16 protein-coding genes and 1 tRNA gene are annotated in these 16,416 nt (G+C 39.1%); 3 read left to right on the forward strand and 14 right to left on the reverse strand.

Translation table 11 applies throughout. The annotated features are described in order from the left end of the window. Window positions 1-50: 50 nt before the first annotated feature. Both BLP87_RS14155 and BLP87_RS14160 read right to left on the reverse strand, forming a co-directional pair. Entirely contained in the window at window positions 51-1,520 is a 1,470-nt protein-coding gene (locus BLP87_RS14155) for a DUF2828 family protein (RefSeq protein ID WP_074463253.1), read from the reverse strand. A 270-nt stretch (window positions 1,521-1,790) separates the two neighbouring features. Beyond that, window positions 1,791-1,855, reverse strand: a tRNA-Ile gene (locus tag BLP87_RS14160). A gap of 165 nt (window positions 1,856-2,020) precedes the next feature. Here BLP87_RS14160 and BLP87_RS14165 point away from each other — a divergent pair. Next, window positions 2,021-3,007 carry a WYL domain-containing protein gene (locus BLP87_RS14165; RefSeq protein WP_074463254.1) on the forward strand — a complete coding sequence of 329 codons (987 nt, stop codon included), beginning with the start codon at window positions 2,021-2,023 and terminating at the stop codon, window positions 3,005-3,007. A gap of 210 nt (window positions 3,008-3,217) precedes the next feature. Here BLP87_RS14165 and BLP87_RS14170 read toward each other — a convergent pair whose 3' ends face one another. From BLP87_RS14170 to BLP87_RS14220, 11 genes are all read right to left on the reverse strand, one after another. Then, window positions 3,218-4,315, reverse strand: coding sequence for an RtcB family protein (locus tag BLP87_RS14170; protein ID WP_083334635.1), 1,098 nt, complete (start codon window positions 4,313-4,315; stop codon window positions 3,218-3,220). Window positions 4,316-5,046: 731 nt separating this feature from the next. After that, window positions 5,047-5,238 (reverse strand): hypothetical protein, encoded by a 192-nt coding sequence (locus BLP87_RS14180; RefSeq protein ID WP_207648724.1) that lies wholly within the window; start codon window positions 5,236-5,238, stop codon window positions 5,047-5,049. 8 nt (window positions 5,239-5,246) lie between these two features. After that, window positions 5,247-5,726, reverse strand: a complete 480-nt coding sequence (locus BLP87_RS14185) for a YbaK/EbsC family protein (RefSeq protein ID WP_074463257.1) — start codon at window positions 5,724-5,726, stop codon at window positions 5,247-5,249. 326 nt (window positions 5,727-6,052) lie between these two features. Next, window positions 6,053-6,502, reverse strand: coding sequence for an Hsp20/alpha crystallin family protein (locus tag BLP87_RS14190; RefSeq protein ID WP_026667079.1), 450 nt, complete (start codon window positions 6,500-6,502; stop codon window positions 6,053-6,055). A 457-nt stretch (window positions 6,503-6,959) separates the two neighbouring features. Then, window positions 6,960-7,733: an HD domain-containing protein gene (locus BLP87_RS14195; protein ID WP_026667078.1), complete on the reverse strand. Its 774-nt coding sequence runs from the start codon at window positions 7,731-7,733 to the stop codon at window positions 6,960-6,962. A 101-nt stretch (window positions 7,734-7,834) separates the two neighbouring features. Next, entirely contained in the window at window positions 7,835-7,993 is a 159-nt protein-coding gene (locus tag BLP87_RS16160) for a hypothetical protein (RefSeq protein ID WP_176756665.1), read from the reverse strand. Between the two features lie 5 nt (window positions 7,994-7,998). Then, window positions 7,999-8,418, reverse strand: a complete 420-nt coding sequence (locus tag BLP87_RS14200; protein WP_026667077.1) for a 2-thiouracil desulfurase family protein — start codon at window positions 8,416-8,418, stop codon at window positions 7,999-8,001. A gap of 171 nt (window positions 8,419-8,589) precedes the next feature. Further along, window positions 8,590-10,011: an ATP-binding protein gene (locus BLP87_RS14205; RefSeq protein ID WP_074463258.1), complete on the reverse strand. Its 1,422-nt coding sequence runs from the start codon at window positions 10,009-10,011 to the stop codon at window positions 8,590-8,592. 442 nt (window positions 10,012-10,453) lie between these two features. After that, window positions 10,454-11,179 (reverse strand): MerR family transcriptional regulator, encoded by a 726-nt coding sequence (locus BLP87_RS14210; RefSeq protein WP_074463259.1) that lies wholly within the window; start codon window positions 11,177-11,179, stop codon window positions 10,454-10,456. 92 nt (window positions 11,180-11,271) lie between these two features. Further along, the gene (locus tag BLP87_RS14215; RefSeq protein WP_074463260.1) at window positions 11,272-11,898 is read right to left on the reverse strand and encodes a nitroreductase family protein; all 627 of its coding nucleotides are present in this window, start codon (window positions 11,896-11,898) and stop codon (window positions 11,272-11,274) included. Between the two features lie 232 nt (window positions 11,899-12,130). Then, window positions 12,131-13,405 (reverse strand): ATP-binding protein, encoded by a 1,275-nt coding sequence (locus tag BLP87_RS14220; RefSeq protein ID WP_330390085.1) that lies wholly within the window; start codon window positions 13,403-13,405, stop codon window positions 12,131-12,133. Window positions 13,406-13,774: 369 nt separating this feature from the next. Between BLP87_RS14220 and BLP87_RS14225 the strand changes: the two genes are divergently transcribed. Together BLP87_RS14225 and BLP87_RS14230 are read left to right on the forward strand one after the other, a co-directional pair. Beyond that, entirely contained in the window at window positions 13,775-14,737 is a 963-nt protein-coding gene (locus BLP87_RS14225; protein ID WP_074463262.1) for a hypothetical protein, read from the forward strand. Beyond that, a complete protein-coding gene (locus BLP87_RS14230) occupies window positions 14,728-15,480 on the forward strand; it encodes a hypothetical protein (RefSeq protein ID WP_242871876.1) in 753 nt (250 codons plus the stop codon). The genes BLP87_RS14225 and BLP87_RS14230 overlap by 10 nt, the downstream gene beginning before the upstream one ends. 73 nt (window positions 15,481-15,553) lie before the next feature. On the opposite strand, the gene BLP87_RS14235 is transcribed toward BLP87_RS14230, so the two are convergent. Then, a complete protein-coding gene (locus tag BLP87_RS14235) occupies window positions 15,554-15,895 on the reverse strand; it encodes a helix-turn-helix domain-containing protein (RefSeq protein ID WP_074463263.1) in 342 nt (113 codons plus the stop codon). Window positions 15,896-16,416: the final 521 nt, after the last annotated feature.

The following is a 16,416-nucleotide window of genomic DNA, read 5'->3' on the forward strand; positions in this document are numbered from 1 at the left end:
CTCGCCTGAAGACGTTCGAACCAGGCTCTAAAATACATCGTCAGGTTCTCTCAGCCAGCAATCCTTTCGTACCGCGATGATGAAAGGACGCTCATCATGAATTTATATGGTTCAAGATTTCCGTCTTTTAACATTGAAAAGACCTGCGGACTGCAGCCCGATACCAGTGCCACGCCTTGATCATTCATCCTGACGGGCTGCTGTATATTGCGGCTGTTAACATTCCAAAAGATTACCTGAGGAAGCTTGTAGCCATATTTTTCAAATGCTCTTTTGGCATTTTCAAAGTTAGTAGCTTTCGCACCACCGGCACAGCTGTCAAACTCCATATCAGAAATGATGTAAAGCTTTTCCGGCATGTCGGACTGTTTTAGGCTATTATTTACAGCGGTGTGTAGTATCAACATGAATGTCTTTTCTATATTTGTATTGCTACATTCATTGAAGCTCATGCAATAACGCACTTTATCAACTATATCTTTTCCCTTGATTTCGATGAGTCTCGGGTTTGCAGAAAAAGTTATGAAGTGATCATGAAAAGCTCCGGTATTTCTTTCTGCAAAGTAAATTCCCAGTGACTGCGCCACCGCTGCAGGACTCGGATTGGTATTCCAGTACATTGATCCCGAGCCATCGACTACAACAAGTGAATTGTCAGAGCCTGCATAATTCTCAAGCGCATTCCATGTTGTATCCATGGCGCGTCTCTCAGCTTCAGAGAACTCTTTTTTCCCTAAAACAGGAGCTATAACATCATACGGTGTAAGCGTTCCGGTGTGCATTACCGAAGGATCTTCGGTCGCTTTACGGATAAAAGACTCGTACCTATCCCCATCGTTTCTGATAAAAGCCTGTCTGTACTTATACAGTGCTTTTGAAGGTTGCTTCGCGTAGTCAAAAGAATAGTCTCTCTCACGGAGGTTATTCTCTATAATCTTGATCTGTGCCCTTAGAGCCGAGAGTGCTTTACGGTACTCAGCATCTGACATCTTCATTGCTCTTGCGATCTTCTTTGCATTTCTTACAGCTTCTTTATTGCTTGTATTTATTGAAGGAAGCCATTTTGCCAAAAGAAAAATCTGCGCATTCTCTTTATCAGCTTCAAGAGCTGCCATATCGGCTTTGAGTGCTTTATCAAAATATGCCAATACTTCTTTTTCAACAGGTGTACCAAACAGTGCCAAAAGATCATCATATCTGCCATACTCTGCAACATACTCAATATTCTTTTTCACTGATTCAGGTTCACACTCAGCCATAAATTTAAGGATAACCTTGAACACTCTTCTCTCTCCAAGGCCGCCTCTTATGTCTCTTGCAAAGAAAAGCATCTTCATTGCAAGATTGGCGTCCTCAACATAGGCTCTTGTGAATCTAAATATAATGTCTTCATCAGATGCGTGCCTAAGCGCACCTATTGTTGCAAAGAGATCCAGGCAGTCAGACTTAGTTGATACGTAAGTTGCCGCGCCGTTCTCTGTATATGTTTTATTTGCTTCTTTTTTCAAAAAATCTAACATCGTCATTTCCTCTCTTCTAAAACAAGGTGCCACCGGGATATAGTGCCCGGCCCACTCACCCTGCACAAGCAGGGCGCGATTTACAGTCGCGGACTTATTTTAATTGCTGTATGCACCTTTCATCACTAGATACACTCCTTTAACAGTAGAGGGATTTGAACCCTCCAAACCTTCCGGCTATGAACCGGATACTACCCTTTGTAGTGAACCGTTGGATTAAATTGCTGCAGGTATCTATCTGTTTTCACAAGACACATACACCCCGAAGGGTTGGAGCGAGATTCGAACCCGCGACCTCCGGATAATTTATCCGGTGCTTAACCACTTAGCTATCCTGTAGTAATTGCTGCCTGTGTCTTTGTTGTGATTAAATCATAGCGCAACATTTTGGAGATAAAAAGATGCAGATTGACTCTTTATCACACCCCCAATATAATTAAATATATTCCGAAATTTGTATTATTTAATCAATATTTGCAACCCCAATTAAGAGGTGTACTATGACAGAGAAGTATAAAATTTATCTTTCAGATGATACAAGATCAAGACTTATAAATGACGCTGAGCTCTTTGAATTCACCAAGAAGGATGAGTCCGTTAACCTCAACTCATTCCTTAAGACGCTGATAGTCAATTATTTCGACCGCTACAGACATGACAGCGAAAATCTGCTTGCCAACATTAAACATGATCTGACAAGTATAACCTCAATCAGCGATAAGGATGCCGCTCTTCTGGCAGACAAGATAGTAAGCACCTACATCAAGACCGACAGCCTTCAGAGCAGCAAGAACTCTGCCCTAACTCTCACTGTAAGCGGCTCTTCTTATGAAATCCTCAAGATCATTGAGAATAACATGTTAAAAGATACATCTCTTTCCCAGTATCTTAAGGACATGTTTAATTCATATCTGTCAATTCCGAGAAGTGAAAGAGAAACGATCATATTCAAGGATACCTATGAGGACATTTCGAAGGCACTCAGAGAGCACAGAATTATCTCTTTTACCACCACAAGTTCCGGTGACAATATAGCTTACCACGTTGAGCCGTATGTTATTGCCCCCTCCAAAGAGGAACAGTGTAACTATCTGCTATGCAAGGATATAAATTCTCGAATCCCGAGAACGTTTAGAATATCAAGACTTAGAAGTGTCTTTGTAACTTCCGACACCTTTACTGTAGATAGTGACATGCAAAAAGAGCTTCAGGAAAAAGCAATCCGAAGCCCTCATTCAGTGTCATTAACAGTTCAGGCAGTTGTTCGCCTAAACAAATATGGAGTTAAAAAGTTTAAAGTAATCACCAAGAACAGGCCCATCGTATCAAAAATCGAAGGAGATCTGTACTATTTTGACTGGCCTGAACTTCAGTTAGAAGAATACTTCAAACGTTTTGGCAAAGATGCAAAAGTTATTAAGCCTGCATCTCTAAAGGAAAAAATCAAGAAGTTCTATTACTATGGGCTCAGAGAGTATAGTAAGTAAGAATTATTTGCAGACTTCCTACATCCCTGTGGCGGGTAGAATCAGACATTTTGACTCTTTCATCGAAATCAGTCAAGTCTCTACCGGCCACCCTGCTCCGACATCCAGCCCGTTATCTTTATTGATAAGATTGTAATCGCAGAAGCAATTAAATTTTATATCCGCACGTTAATTTATCAGCATATTTTTTTAACGTAATCTGCATTATCTTCACGCATTCCCTCCCTTGTAGTTATACACAGGCTTTAGGATCTTCATGATATCTGCGGTCTCAGCAATAGCATCTTGGATATAGCTTATTTCTCTGTATGCAAAAGGAGCCTCATCGAGCGTTGCCTTTCCTATGCACGTGGAGTATATCCCCTTCATTTCCGACTTAAACTCGGAAACTGTATGAGAAGATAATATCTTTTCCCTGGAAGCAATTCTTCCTGAACCATGTGGAGCAGAAACATTCCACTCCCGGTTGCCAAATCCGGTTCCAAGAATCACTCCATCTCTCATGTTTACGGGGATAATCACTTCTTCGCCCTTCTTTGCTGAAATAGCGCCTTTCCTAAGAATAGGAGTATCGCCTTCAAAATCGACATAATTGTGAATGCATGAATGTATCTCATCAAACTTCCATTTCATGCCTTTGGCAATCTCACTTACAATAACTCTGCGGTTTAAATCCGCATATTCCTGTACAACCGCTACATCATGCAGGTAATCTGAAAGTAATTCATCGGTAAGATATGTTAGCTCATAGGGAACATCTTTTTTACCCTGCTTCTTAAGAAGCTTATGGCCTTCGCCCATGTAGTACTCAGCCACTTCTTTTCCCAGATGGCGGCTTCCGGTATGAACTATGAGATATCCCTCTTCGGTGCTGTCACAATCAATCTCAATGAAGTGATTTCCACCGCCAAGAGTTCCAATGCTTAGCATTGCCTTATCATATCTGATATGCTCTGCGCAGATAAGCCTTGCAAGGTCAAAATCTTGAGCCTTAGCGTGGACGTTACTTCGTATGTCAAAGCCTACGGGAATATTCTTCTTTATAATCGAATCGAGTTTCTGGAAATCCTTTCGTACTTTCCCGACCTTAACCATGCCCATTCCACATCCAATATCAATGCCAAGTAGAGCAGGCATTATTGCATCCTTTACTGTCATGGTCAATCCAATAGGGCCAACCTTACCCGGATGAACATCCGGCATTACTACTATATTGCTGCCATTTGCAGCCTCAGTGTCACATATCATCTTAATCTGAGAAATGGCATATCGATCGACATTTCCATCATTCTCATCTCCAATGCACATGATCATGGCATCTGAGTATTTTCCTTTTATCTGTATCAAAATAAAACCTCCGTTACAGGTGTTTATGTCTCTGTTGACATGCAAAAAACACCTCTATGAATCAGAGGCACAAGCAAAAGTCCTTATACCGGTTCTTTTTCTTTTCTTGGAATAATCTTAGAAACAAAGACGGCGGACCATCATGCCCCTGTTGTTGAATGTTGCTATATTGTCAGTTATCATTGTATGTTTCATGATCGTCCTCCTTTCTTGAAATTCATTTCTGAATCATGAAAAATCTTGTTTATTGTTACTCATAATATATATCGAACAATATATGTTCACGTCAAGAATTTTTTAATTGCCGCACTCCATGCAAAATTCTAAAGAAAAACTGTACAATTAAGATCATCTTCCTTTATTTCAATATTTCTTTCGTAAGTTACCACTCCTCGGAACATCTTTGAGCCGTCCTGGCCGTCCAAGGCGTTATAACAATGAGGCATATTGACTATTTCTGGAGCCTTGTCATCTCTTATAAAGGTCCAATTATCATTTATTTTATATACGCTTCTCACAATTTCCTCCGGACAAAATATAATCTCTTCACGGTAATTTTATATCAGAAGCCATTCATATTCCTATGCCAATTCTTTTTATTCGATGGAACAATTTTTAATATCAGTCATAAATAAGCGCCCGTGGCGCGCAAACAAAAAAGACGATGAGTCTTTTAACTCACCGCCTGAACCTTACTTCAATTTTGCACCATCCTTAAAGGCATTGCCCACCTTTTTTCCAATTCCGTAATATGCATTACCGAATGGATCAAAGCTTATCGGCTTAACTTTTGTGACGTCAACAACTCCGTCTGTCACTACGCTTTCATCTGCTGAGACATTTACGATTTCTCCGACAAGAATGCCATCTTCCTCCTTTAACACAAGTTCTTTTACTCAGTATCTTCCCATCCCTTGCATACATCGCACCAGCCTTCGGCACCTGTAACCGCTTCGAGCTCCGAAGGCGTAATCCTGACGGAAGTAAACTCATTTCCTCCTGCCGGATGGACATATTTAAAACGCTTCATGGAAACGTCAAGCCAGATGGGGATATCATCAGCTATAGCAAAAGGACATACTCCTCCCGGCTGAAATCCCGTAATACTCTCCACCTGATCTCTGGGGATCATGTGAGGTTTAGTATGAAATAGTGTCTTGAACTTCGAACTGTTAACTCTTCCATCGCCTGCCATTACCACAATTACAGGTTTTTCATCAACAACAAAAGACAACGTCTTGGCAATCTCCGGCTCGGTACAGCCTATCTGCTGTGCGGCATGTTCCACCGTATCAATCGTTTCTGCATGCTCTGTAAGCCTGTCACCAAGGTTGTTGGAGATAAGAAACTCTTTTACCTTTTCATTAACCATTTCTACTCACCCCTCACATTTATTTAGGAAAAGAAAAATATCTACGCCACCATTATATCGCTACCCACGCGCTTTTTGCGTAAACATTTACCTATTGCCGGTGATAGCCGGAAGTTATAGCGCCTACTGCTTTCCATGCAGTCCGGGCACATCTCATTTCCATATACTTTTAACATATTAAAGCATACTTCATGATCGAGAAGTCCTTCTGTCTCAGCCGTAAGAACTGTTGCTGTAGATTTAATACGAACACGCGCATTAAAAACAAAGACCCTCCGCCATTCATAATAATGAACAGCGGAGGGCGAAATGTGATTATTATGTTGTTAGCCTTCAATGGCTATAAGGTTCTTTTCAGGGATTTTTTCCATTGCCTTTTTAGGAATGGTAAGTTTCAAAACCCCATGTCTGTAGGTGGCCTCAATGTCTTCTTTCTGAACATTCTCACCAACGTAGAAGCTTCTTGTCATTGATCCCGCGTACCTTTCCTGTCTGATGAGTTTTCCTTTCTTGTCATTCTCATCCTTATCAAGGCCTTTGGCGGCATTGATGGTAAGATAGCCTTCATCCAGCTCTACAGTGATCTCTTCTTTCTTGAAACCGGGAATATCAATTACTACTTCGTAGTTGTCATCTTTTTCCCTGACATCGGTCTTCATCATCCTGCCGGCTCTTCTTCCGTAGAGCTTCTTCTCCATGTTGTCGAATTCCTTAAGTTCCGGGAATCCAAACAGGTCATCCATAAATTTTTCTTCGAAAATACTAGGTACTAACATAATTCTTACCTCCTTTGCACATAGACAATTTTTTTTGAATATGAGCATTGGGACGGAGGGTTCGGATCATTGGAACGTTAAGTCCTAACGGTCTTCTCTGTTCCTTTGTTCTACTTATGGTATAACACCACAATTAGCACTCGTCAATAGAGAGTGCTAATCTGATTAAAAAAGGCTTATTTCCAAAAAAGAAAAAGCAGCGGAAACACTGATGTTTACGTCACTCTTTTATCTAGCACATATTAAAATGATTAAAAAAAGCTCAATCCGTTCACACACGATTTTCACGGGTAACATAAATATGACCAACGCCAAAAATGATTCCGAATACTATCAGTAGGAAATCTCTTCCTTACTCCTTTGCTAATAACTTTAATCCGGCGATTCCGACTACAATTAGAATAACACATATGACCTGTGGAACTGACAGTTTCTCATGAAAAAGAAAAATCACAAATTAGCAGCCACCGCCGTAAAACATCTCCAATTCTTCACGGGTATCCTTCAGAGCCTTCAATGTCCGCTCATTCCTTGAAGGAAAGTCAAACATTCTATAAATGTAACCCTGCTCCTTTGCTATCTCCCAGCTTTTTGGATATACCAATTCAAAAGCAAGAGCTATATGTCCGATCAAGTGCTCTGCGGGGGAATCCATCACGTCACGGTTTACTGCATGATGCTCCCTTACCTGATCCATGACTTTTTCAGAGACACCTGATGATAACAGCTCATCTTCAGAAACGTTGTATATCTCTTCCATAGGCGTCTCTACATTTACTCTTAATATATCAACCTTATCTGCGTCTCGTAAAATATTGCAGAAGATAAGAGTTTTTCCGACAACTGCTTCATCGATTCTGTATTTGTTATGCTGTCTTATGACTTTTTCCATCATCTCGTCAAAAGACCTGTCATCACAATAATTCAAGATGAGGTGCTCATCTCCAAATAAAAGATCCGCTCCAAACTCTGCATGATCTACTGATTCTGAATCTATGAAAGTGTTATATCTTTTTACCTGCTCAAATCTTCCTATATCATGGAGCATTCCTGAAAGCCATGCAAGCTCTATATCCTCATCAGATAAGCCAATTGACTTTGCAATCTCTTCACAAATATCTGCTACACGGTATGTATGGGCTATTTTTAGAGCAATCTTAGGATCCTCCGGATCATAATTCCTTGTATAGGAGGCAAACTGCTCCCTGACTTTTCTTCTGTCTATCTGCATAAATCATTATCTTTCTTATGTCTATGTACTTCTCATGTTTTTCTTTTGAACAAATTTTAATATACATTGGCTTCCCCACGCAACCACTACAATTGTATGCTTCAACTCTTCTTTACCGCAAATCTAAACATATCTGCACCAAGGATTTTCACATTCAGCTTATCTGCTTCATTTTCAAGAAGCTTCACTTCCTCGTCTGTGAGTTTTGTGTTTGCTGCCGCGAATAGATCATCAACCTGGTAAGGCTTTATTTTCCACATAAGCCTCAGTCCAAGTCCTCCACATCAATCATCTTTATTGAAGTTTCACTAACCTTCTGCGCAAAGACTCCCATTCCTGGAATCTTCTTTCCGGTAAAAGAACCATCGTAAACCTCTTTTACTCCGCAACTCGGGCTTCTTGACTGAAGAATACAAACTTCAACACCTGCATCCATTATCTTATTAAAGGCCGCCTCTGCTCCGGATCTGAACTCTTTATCAACAATCTTGCCTTCTTTATTGGTAACAACTCCGTTCACTATCTCAGCAGGAACCCTTGGTGTAGGAAGACCTCCCATTACCTCCGGGCATATAGGAATCACCTCGTGCCCTTCACAGAAAGCCCTGACCTTCTCGCTGTAGTTATTCCCACCATTATATTTGCAGTTCTCACCTAAAAGGCATGCGCTAACAGCTATAACCATTACCATACATACTCCTTTAGCATTTCATTTACTGATGCCTCCACCCTCTCATCGTCCATTTCTTCACTGATAGAAAGCATTACGCTTAAGGGATCCTGAACATCTTTTTTTACCTTGTCAATAATATACCCTTTATGTGTGTTTATCGGTATTTATGTGTGCTAAAGTTTTTTATAAATATAAATCCTCAACAGTAATCTTTACTATATTTTGAATATTCTCTTTTTCAAACCATTTAGTAAATCCATTTAGCGAAAAAAGCAGGAAACATATAACATGATAATTTCCGGAAAGTAGCTTTGATCTCCGCAGAAGAGTTTCATATATTTCCTTATCTATCTTCTCATTCTTAAACTTGCATTCTCCTATAACCGCAGTCTTATCTACGGAAGAAATGCCAACCACGTCAATATCCGCCGATTGTGTATACTTCCGCCCTTCATCATCTATGATCTGTTCCACTCCCCACCAGGTGCCTGTCTGAGTCAGGAAGGAACCGTATGCACCCTGTATTCCTTTCTCTAACGTATAATAACGGCACATTTCTTCAAAAACGGATCCCATATATGAATGGATCTGCGGTTTGACAACCTTTTTATAGTATGAATCACCCTGTCCCATTTCAATTACACTTATCGCTTTGGGGATAAACTGATACCAGAATTTAAACATATGATCTTTTAGCACATACTGGGTTTTCTTCTTATTTTTTTCCTCCGTTATACAGTTCTTTTTCTCCACCAGGCCGACAGCAATCAGCTTCTCAAGGGAATATAAAACGGTGGTATCCTTCTCGTGTACTTTGGAAGCTATATTATTTAATGCATTTTCACCGGAAGCCACCTGCTCGATTATGTTGTTTACCAATGTCACATCTGAAAACTCCTGAATGAGGAGATTTCTGGTTTCATCAAACAAATATCCATCCACATTAAAGAAAAGTCTTATAATATTTTCATCAAGACTCTTCCCTGCATCAAAAAGCGAAAGATATTTTGCCACGCCTCCGGTAACTCCATAACAGATTGCTTTTTCTTCTGCAGAATATTCAGGAACAAACAAAGCCGAATCCCTGTAATTAAATGCCTCCAGTTTTATCTGTGAATCACGCCTCCCGAAGATCGGACTTTTTTTACTGAGCACCTCTTTTTCCATAAAACTCAAGGCAGAGCCGCAAAGTATTATCATCATATTCTTATGGGGCCACTGTGTATCAATGTACTTTTGAAGAACTGATAAAAGTGCTTCATCCTTCTCTGCCCAATACGGCAACTCATCGATCACAAGGATTGTCTTGTGGTCATCCGGCGTCTTATTGGTAATAATGTCAAATACACTTTCTATCGAAGAAAATGTTGCCGAGCTCATAGCAGGATCCAGAACATCCAATACCTGCTTTGAAAACAATTCAAGATTTCTTTCTGCGCCAACCTTTGTAGCAGTATAAAAAATAACGTTTTTTCCTTTGATAAACTCCTTGATCAAGGTTGACTTGCCAACCCTCCGCCGTCCATATATGATAGTCATTCCAAAATCTTTCTTATCATACACATCTTTTAAGGCTTTCAACTCCCGCTCTCTTCCTACAAACATCTATCTACCCTCGTTATCATTTTCGTTCAGTTATTTTTTATTCAATTCATTTTTAATCAAAACTTCTTGAATATAATTTACTGCTTTCTGATCTTTTTTTCAAGATTTTTATTAAAGCATTTTGGCCGAAGCCGACAGGGAAGAATAGTCCTTCCCTGTGAGCAACTCCTTTGGAATCTCTACAGATGCATATTGTTCCGCTTGCGCGCCGTAAAAATAAAGCGCCAGGCTCACAACCTCTTTCGAAGTCATGATCTGACGCTCATCATTGCCGGTATTCTTTTGCAAAAGAAAATGGACTCGGCGGCTCGGGTGTTTTTTGTTTTCCCGTTCGCTTTGTCCATTGTAAATATAACACACCTATTTTGAAAAAAGAATACTCAAAACCTACCACTTTCCTACCAAAAACCTACCGAAAACCTACTTTTTTCAAAAATTTGTATCATCCGCAGTAGATCTGTATCGCCCGGTGAGTAAATTCAGCAGTTCCTTCTCCGCCCATCTTATTAATGTTCTCGGTGAATTCTCCGCCACCGGCATACATCTTACCAAGTCCGGAAAGAATCTCATTAGAACACTTATAAAAATGCTCGGTAATAAAGCCCTGCAGTTTCTTTACCTGATCCTGTACTTCTGCAGAGGCAGGATCCTGATCCTTCATAGTTCCGAACTCTTCAAAGATTTTCATAAAATCGGCCATCATACTTTTTTCTTCGCTCTTTGACCGCTTACCGTTCTTCTCTTCGAATTCCTTATATTCCGGAGTATTGCCCCACCGTTCTTTTGCACGCTTAGCGTATTCGTCTAATTTGCTTGAATCAAATGCTGTAAAATCCAAATGTCTCACTCCTCTCAGTTTTAAACCACGGCACATACTGATCAGATTTTCGATATGTTCCTTCTTTAATTCAAGAAGTTCTATCTGCTGATCAAGTGCCAATCTCTTGTCAAAATCTGATCTGGTTACGATATCCTTGATATCCTTAAGCGGAAACTCAAGCTCACGAAACAGTAAAATCTGCTGAAGTCTCTCCAGCGCCGCATCGTCATACAGCCTGTATCCGGACTCGGTATACTCCGCCGGTTTTAAGAGTCCTATCTTATCGTAATACTGCAGCGTGCGTATACTCACTCCTGTCAGCTTACTCACTTCATTTACTGTCTTCATGGCTATCATCTCCTTCACGTGTGATTACATCATAAACTATCACGTTACGTCATAGTCAAGCAAAAAATATATAATTCTGCAAAAGGGGATTTTTAGAAAACATCCCAATGAATTCTATCCTTGATATCAATATCTTTCTGCTTAGGAATTAATGCTTTTTCTTTCGGCCTTCCCATCCCAATAAAACACGGCATATAGTATTTCTCTGGATAACCAAGTACTTCCCTTGCGTGTTCGCTCTCATTTCCAAGTGGGATACGAAGATTACATCCATATCCTTCAGCCGTTGCAGCAAGAAATATATTTTCAATGCTGCACCAAATTGATGCAAGCCCGTTAAGATGAGATATATTCTCAGGATGTAAAATATCCGTTTTTTGCTCCAAAAGTGGCAAAATGATTGCAGACGCATCAAAAAGCATTCGATACTGCTTGGGTACTGCATTACGATAACACTCCTGCTGCAGACTGTCATTCAGATTCCAATCTTTAATTAACTGATTCATATCCTCGTCAGATATTCCCTTTGGAACTATGTCAAGTAGTCGCGCGGCAGTCTCACGATCTTTAACAATAATGAAATGCCAATCACGCATATGATCATTGGTAGGAGCTTTCATCGCAGCAGAAATGACTCTTTCGATAACCTCCTTCGGTATGTCCTCGGACTCAAAGTCACGTATAGTTCTTCTTTTCTCTATAACTTCATAAAACTCCATACAGTCTCTCCTCCCTGAACATATAAACTGAAAGATAGTCTTTCCACAATATCTGCTTCACTTATAGGTGTGTTCATTTTCTGACTCTTGCTTTGGGCGTGAACGATATATTCAAAACCATATCCATCCCATCCGCAAGTCGGCTCAGAAGCTGCATAAACACTTAGCTTTTTTATTAATCGCCTCTTAAGGGGATATTTTTTACAGAACGTCTTTTTTACCTCTTTATCTTCTAATCAAACATTTTTCCATCAGCCATAAATTCAGGAATATTAACATGCTTTATTCCGTTTCTCTTTTGAATAGGATCATTTCTGGTCAAAAGATATTTCGGATAATTATCATGAATCATCTCAAACGGAGCATACTCACGATCCTCAGTCTTGATATCATTCATTATCGTCATTGATACCTGTACATAGCTGTAATCCATATTGGAATCTCGCAAAATGAAATCACATTCCAACTTACCAATTCTTCCAATGCTTATTTTATAACCTTTAGAAAGCGCATAGCAATATACTATATTTTCAAGGATAGGCCCGTAATTAATCCTGTTATCAGTATTCGTTGCGAACCAAAATCCCAAATCTGAAAGGTAATATTTTTGCGCACAGCCGATAGATTTTTTTGACTTCAAATCAAAGCGCTTGCATTCATATATAATTTTCGAATCCTTGAGAATTTCAATATAATGTACTAATGTGTTTCTCTTAATAGAAATCCCCGCTCTGTTCAAAGACTCCAAAAGATTTGTTATGCTGCTGGTTGCACCAAAATTATTGATAATATACTGCTGCACCTTCTGAAAACCGGATACATTACGTATTTTTACTCTTCTTTTGATATCCTTTTCGAATATTTCCTTGATTACACTATCAATATATTTTCTCCTATCTTCTTCATTGTCATACGTAAGAGCCTGTGGAAATCCACCTTCATGGATATAATGGTCAAGTTCTGTTGTAAGATTCTCAACTTCTTTTCCAAGAAACTTTTTCATATCCAAGTATTCTTCAAAAGTCAGCGTCAGCATCTCAAACTCTATATATCTTCCTGTAAGTTTTGTTACCAACTCCCCACTCAAAAGATATGCATTAGAGCCTGTGATAAAAATAGAAAACTCATCCTCTAGTCGGTAAGCATTAAGCACTTCCTCAAATCCATCTACATTCTGTACTTCATCTATAAACAGATACTTAAGTCCTTTAGCTGTTGCCCTTTCATCAATAACCTTTTCAAGTTGATCCTGAGTTTTAACATTTTTAAAGCCTCTTTTATCCAAGTCAATAAAAATTATGTTTTCATCCTCAACACCTGATTCGGTAAGTTCCTGAGCAATCGTTGCCATAAGGCAAGACTTCCCACATCTACGTACACCCGAAATTACTTTTATCATGCTTGCATCATTATAAAATCCTCGGATTCTTTTTAAATAGTTTTCTCGTTTATAATACTTCTTCATATCATCCTCTAACCCTATTTTAAAGGGGTATATTTTTAACATTTTATATTTTTTATCCCCTTAACTGCCATTTTACTTCATTAATATAATTTTCGTCAACAAACAAGAAGCAAAATAACGTACCAGACAATATCAACTTCATGTAACTTGAATGACTTCAAAATCACGGGGTAATTATTTCTCCTCTAAATCTCATTTTTATAGTAGCTAAGCCAAAACGTCGACATCTGCGACATCTGTTCGGAATTACAGACCGTGCAAGATATGATTCATACTTATTACGCTTATATGATGCCACTTTCACTCACAATCAGCTTGATTCAAGTTGCCAATACCAGATAATTGCATTATAATTACAAATAAATAAACTATTACAATTTGAATGTAAAGGATTATATAGGTGTAATTATTATGTTTGAAAAAGAATTAGAAAAAGCTTTTGGCTTGGATTTTAAAGTTTCAGACAAATTACAAAAAACAGGTCTTCCCAGATATATGGCATCAGGAAGAGAGATCTACATGGCAGAATCAGACGGTTTTGTTTTCTATATCATTAAAATTTCAAAAGCTGTTGATAGCAGGGTATTATCTAAGGAGATGACACTTTACGAAGAAAATTTCCACGCTCCTGTCGCTTTTTTATTTAACGAACTTACCAAGAATAACAGAAACGCTTATATAAAACACCATATTCCTTTTATATTGGTACCGACACAGATTTATCTTCCATTTTTAGGAATGCTTTTTAGCAAGAAGCTTTCTGCATCAGAAAGAAAAGAATCGCTCCCGTTATCTGCCAACGCACAGAAAATTCTTTTTTACCTTATATACAATAAAAAAGAACAGTATTCGAAACAGCATCTTGCAACCACTCTTGATATTGATCCGGTCTATGTTACCAGAGGTACAAAAGAACTTGTATCAAGAGCCCTGATTACAGAAGTAAAGAATGGACGCAATATAGTGGTTGAACGAAAATATGATTCCAAAGAATTATTTGATATGTGTAGCACGGCACTCATTAATCCCATAGACAAAGTGATATTTGTAAAAAAGACAAATCTAGTTTCATGTCTTCCAAAATCATTTGACTATGCACTATCAGAAATCAGTATGTTGAACCCACCATCTGTGGAATCCTATGCTTGCTATAAAAAGGACAAAAAAGTTGAGCTTTTTGAAATTGTCGATGAACCAGAGTGGGAAGATTCTGATAAAATATGCAGAGTTGAGCTTTGGAAATATAATCCAAGTCAGCTAAGCAAAAATGCTTTGGTTGATGAGCTTTCATTGTATTGCTCATTAAAAGATACAAAAGATCCCCGAGTAGAGGGAGAACTAGAAAAAATGTTGGAGGACTTTAAGTGGCAGTAATTGGTATAGAAGAATTTGCAAGGCATTTCGCCGGTTATGAAGATTGTTATACTATCATAGGCGGTGCTGCATGCGAGATATTGATGTCTCAGACACCCAGAGATTTCAGAGCAACAAAAGATATTGATATGATCATCCTTTTTGAAGATAAGTTCAAAGAATTTGCCGAATTATTCTGGAACTACATTAAAGAAGGCGGTTATACATATGGATGGAAAAACAACGATGAACCACACTTTTACAGATTCACCAATCCTAAAGAAGGATATCCCAAACAGATAGAACTTTTTTCAAGAAAACCAAATTACCACTTGGAAGCTGCAACCACTATTGTTCCTATCCATATTGATGAAGATGTCTCTTCACTTTCAGCCATTCTTCTCAATGATGATTTTTATGATTTTATGCTCAAAGGTCGAATTGTGATTAATGGACTAAGCGTATTAAAGACCAGTTATATCATTCCATTCAAGATGATGGCTTGGATCAATCTTATGAGTGAAAAAGAAGAAGGCAAACACGTTAATGCAAGAGATTTAAAAAAGCATAAGAACGATGTTTTCCAATTGTTACAAATTATTCCGGAAGGAGAAACTGTTGAAGTAACCGGAGATGTTTCCGATGCCGTTGATAAATTTCTGGAAATGATCGTAAATGAAAACATAGTATTTGCTAATCTTGATATCGAAAGCGATATGGATACAGAAATAAAAGCGTTGCGGGAAATCTATATTAAAATTTGAAAAAAACCAAGAATCCTATCAGAAAGGTCAATTTGCATAACACCCAAATTGACCTTTTATGTACACCCCCTCCTTACAACACCGAAAGCGCCCTCACCTGCTCGATTGCAACCTTCCGTGCCCTTGGATTCCTGATAGAATAGAAAGCCTGCAACATTGCATCCACTTCAGTTGCATATTCTTTCTTCTCCTTATCTCCTGAGCCAAACAAAATCCAATCAGACGATACATCAAAAAATGATGCGTAATCGATCACGTTTGCTGAAGACAGCGCCCGCTTCCCCGATTCAAATTCCGATACCATGCTGCGACTTCCAAATCTTAACTTCCTTGCCAGCTCTTCCTGACTCATTCCCTTTTGTACTCTGAGCATTCTTACTCTTCCACCGATTGCCCGCATGTTATTTGTTTCCATATCCCCCTCCGATCCGGAGTCCCAAAACGGAAACATACTTAGCCAAGAGCAGATATCTTAAGGTACAAAAATAGAGCCTGCAAAACACAATAGACCTAAGGTCAAAACCTTTCGGTATATTTCCGTTTTGCAGGCTCCTTCGATGTTACGTGCCACGCACGACTCTTTAAGCTCTTGGCAATACTTTTGATAAATGATGCTGTTCCTCGCTCTATGGCACTGCACTGATGATTCTTGTCTATTTGGTACAAGCATCTTGTAATACTCGGACGTTAGTTCCGCAATTATCCGGACAAGGTTTCTACTAATATCCGGACAAGATTCCTGTATCAAGTGGACAAGATGACATCTATTTTTTATATTACTCGCTTGCCGTCTTATTGTCATCTCCGGCGTCAGCCGGCATATGTTCTATCGTAGGACGGCGGGAAGGACCTTTTAGGTCGAACCTATACGCATTGCGCACTATGCGGTCCAAGACCGCATCTGCAATCGTTTGATCTTTGAAAATTGAAACCCAA

The sequence above is a fragment of the Butyrivibrio hungatei genome (assembly GCF_900101605.1).
Classification (GTDB): Bacteria; Bacillota; Clostridia; order Lachnospirales; family Lachnospiraceae; genus Butyrivibrio; species Butyrivibrio hungatei_B.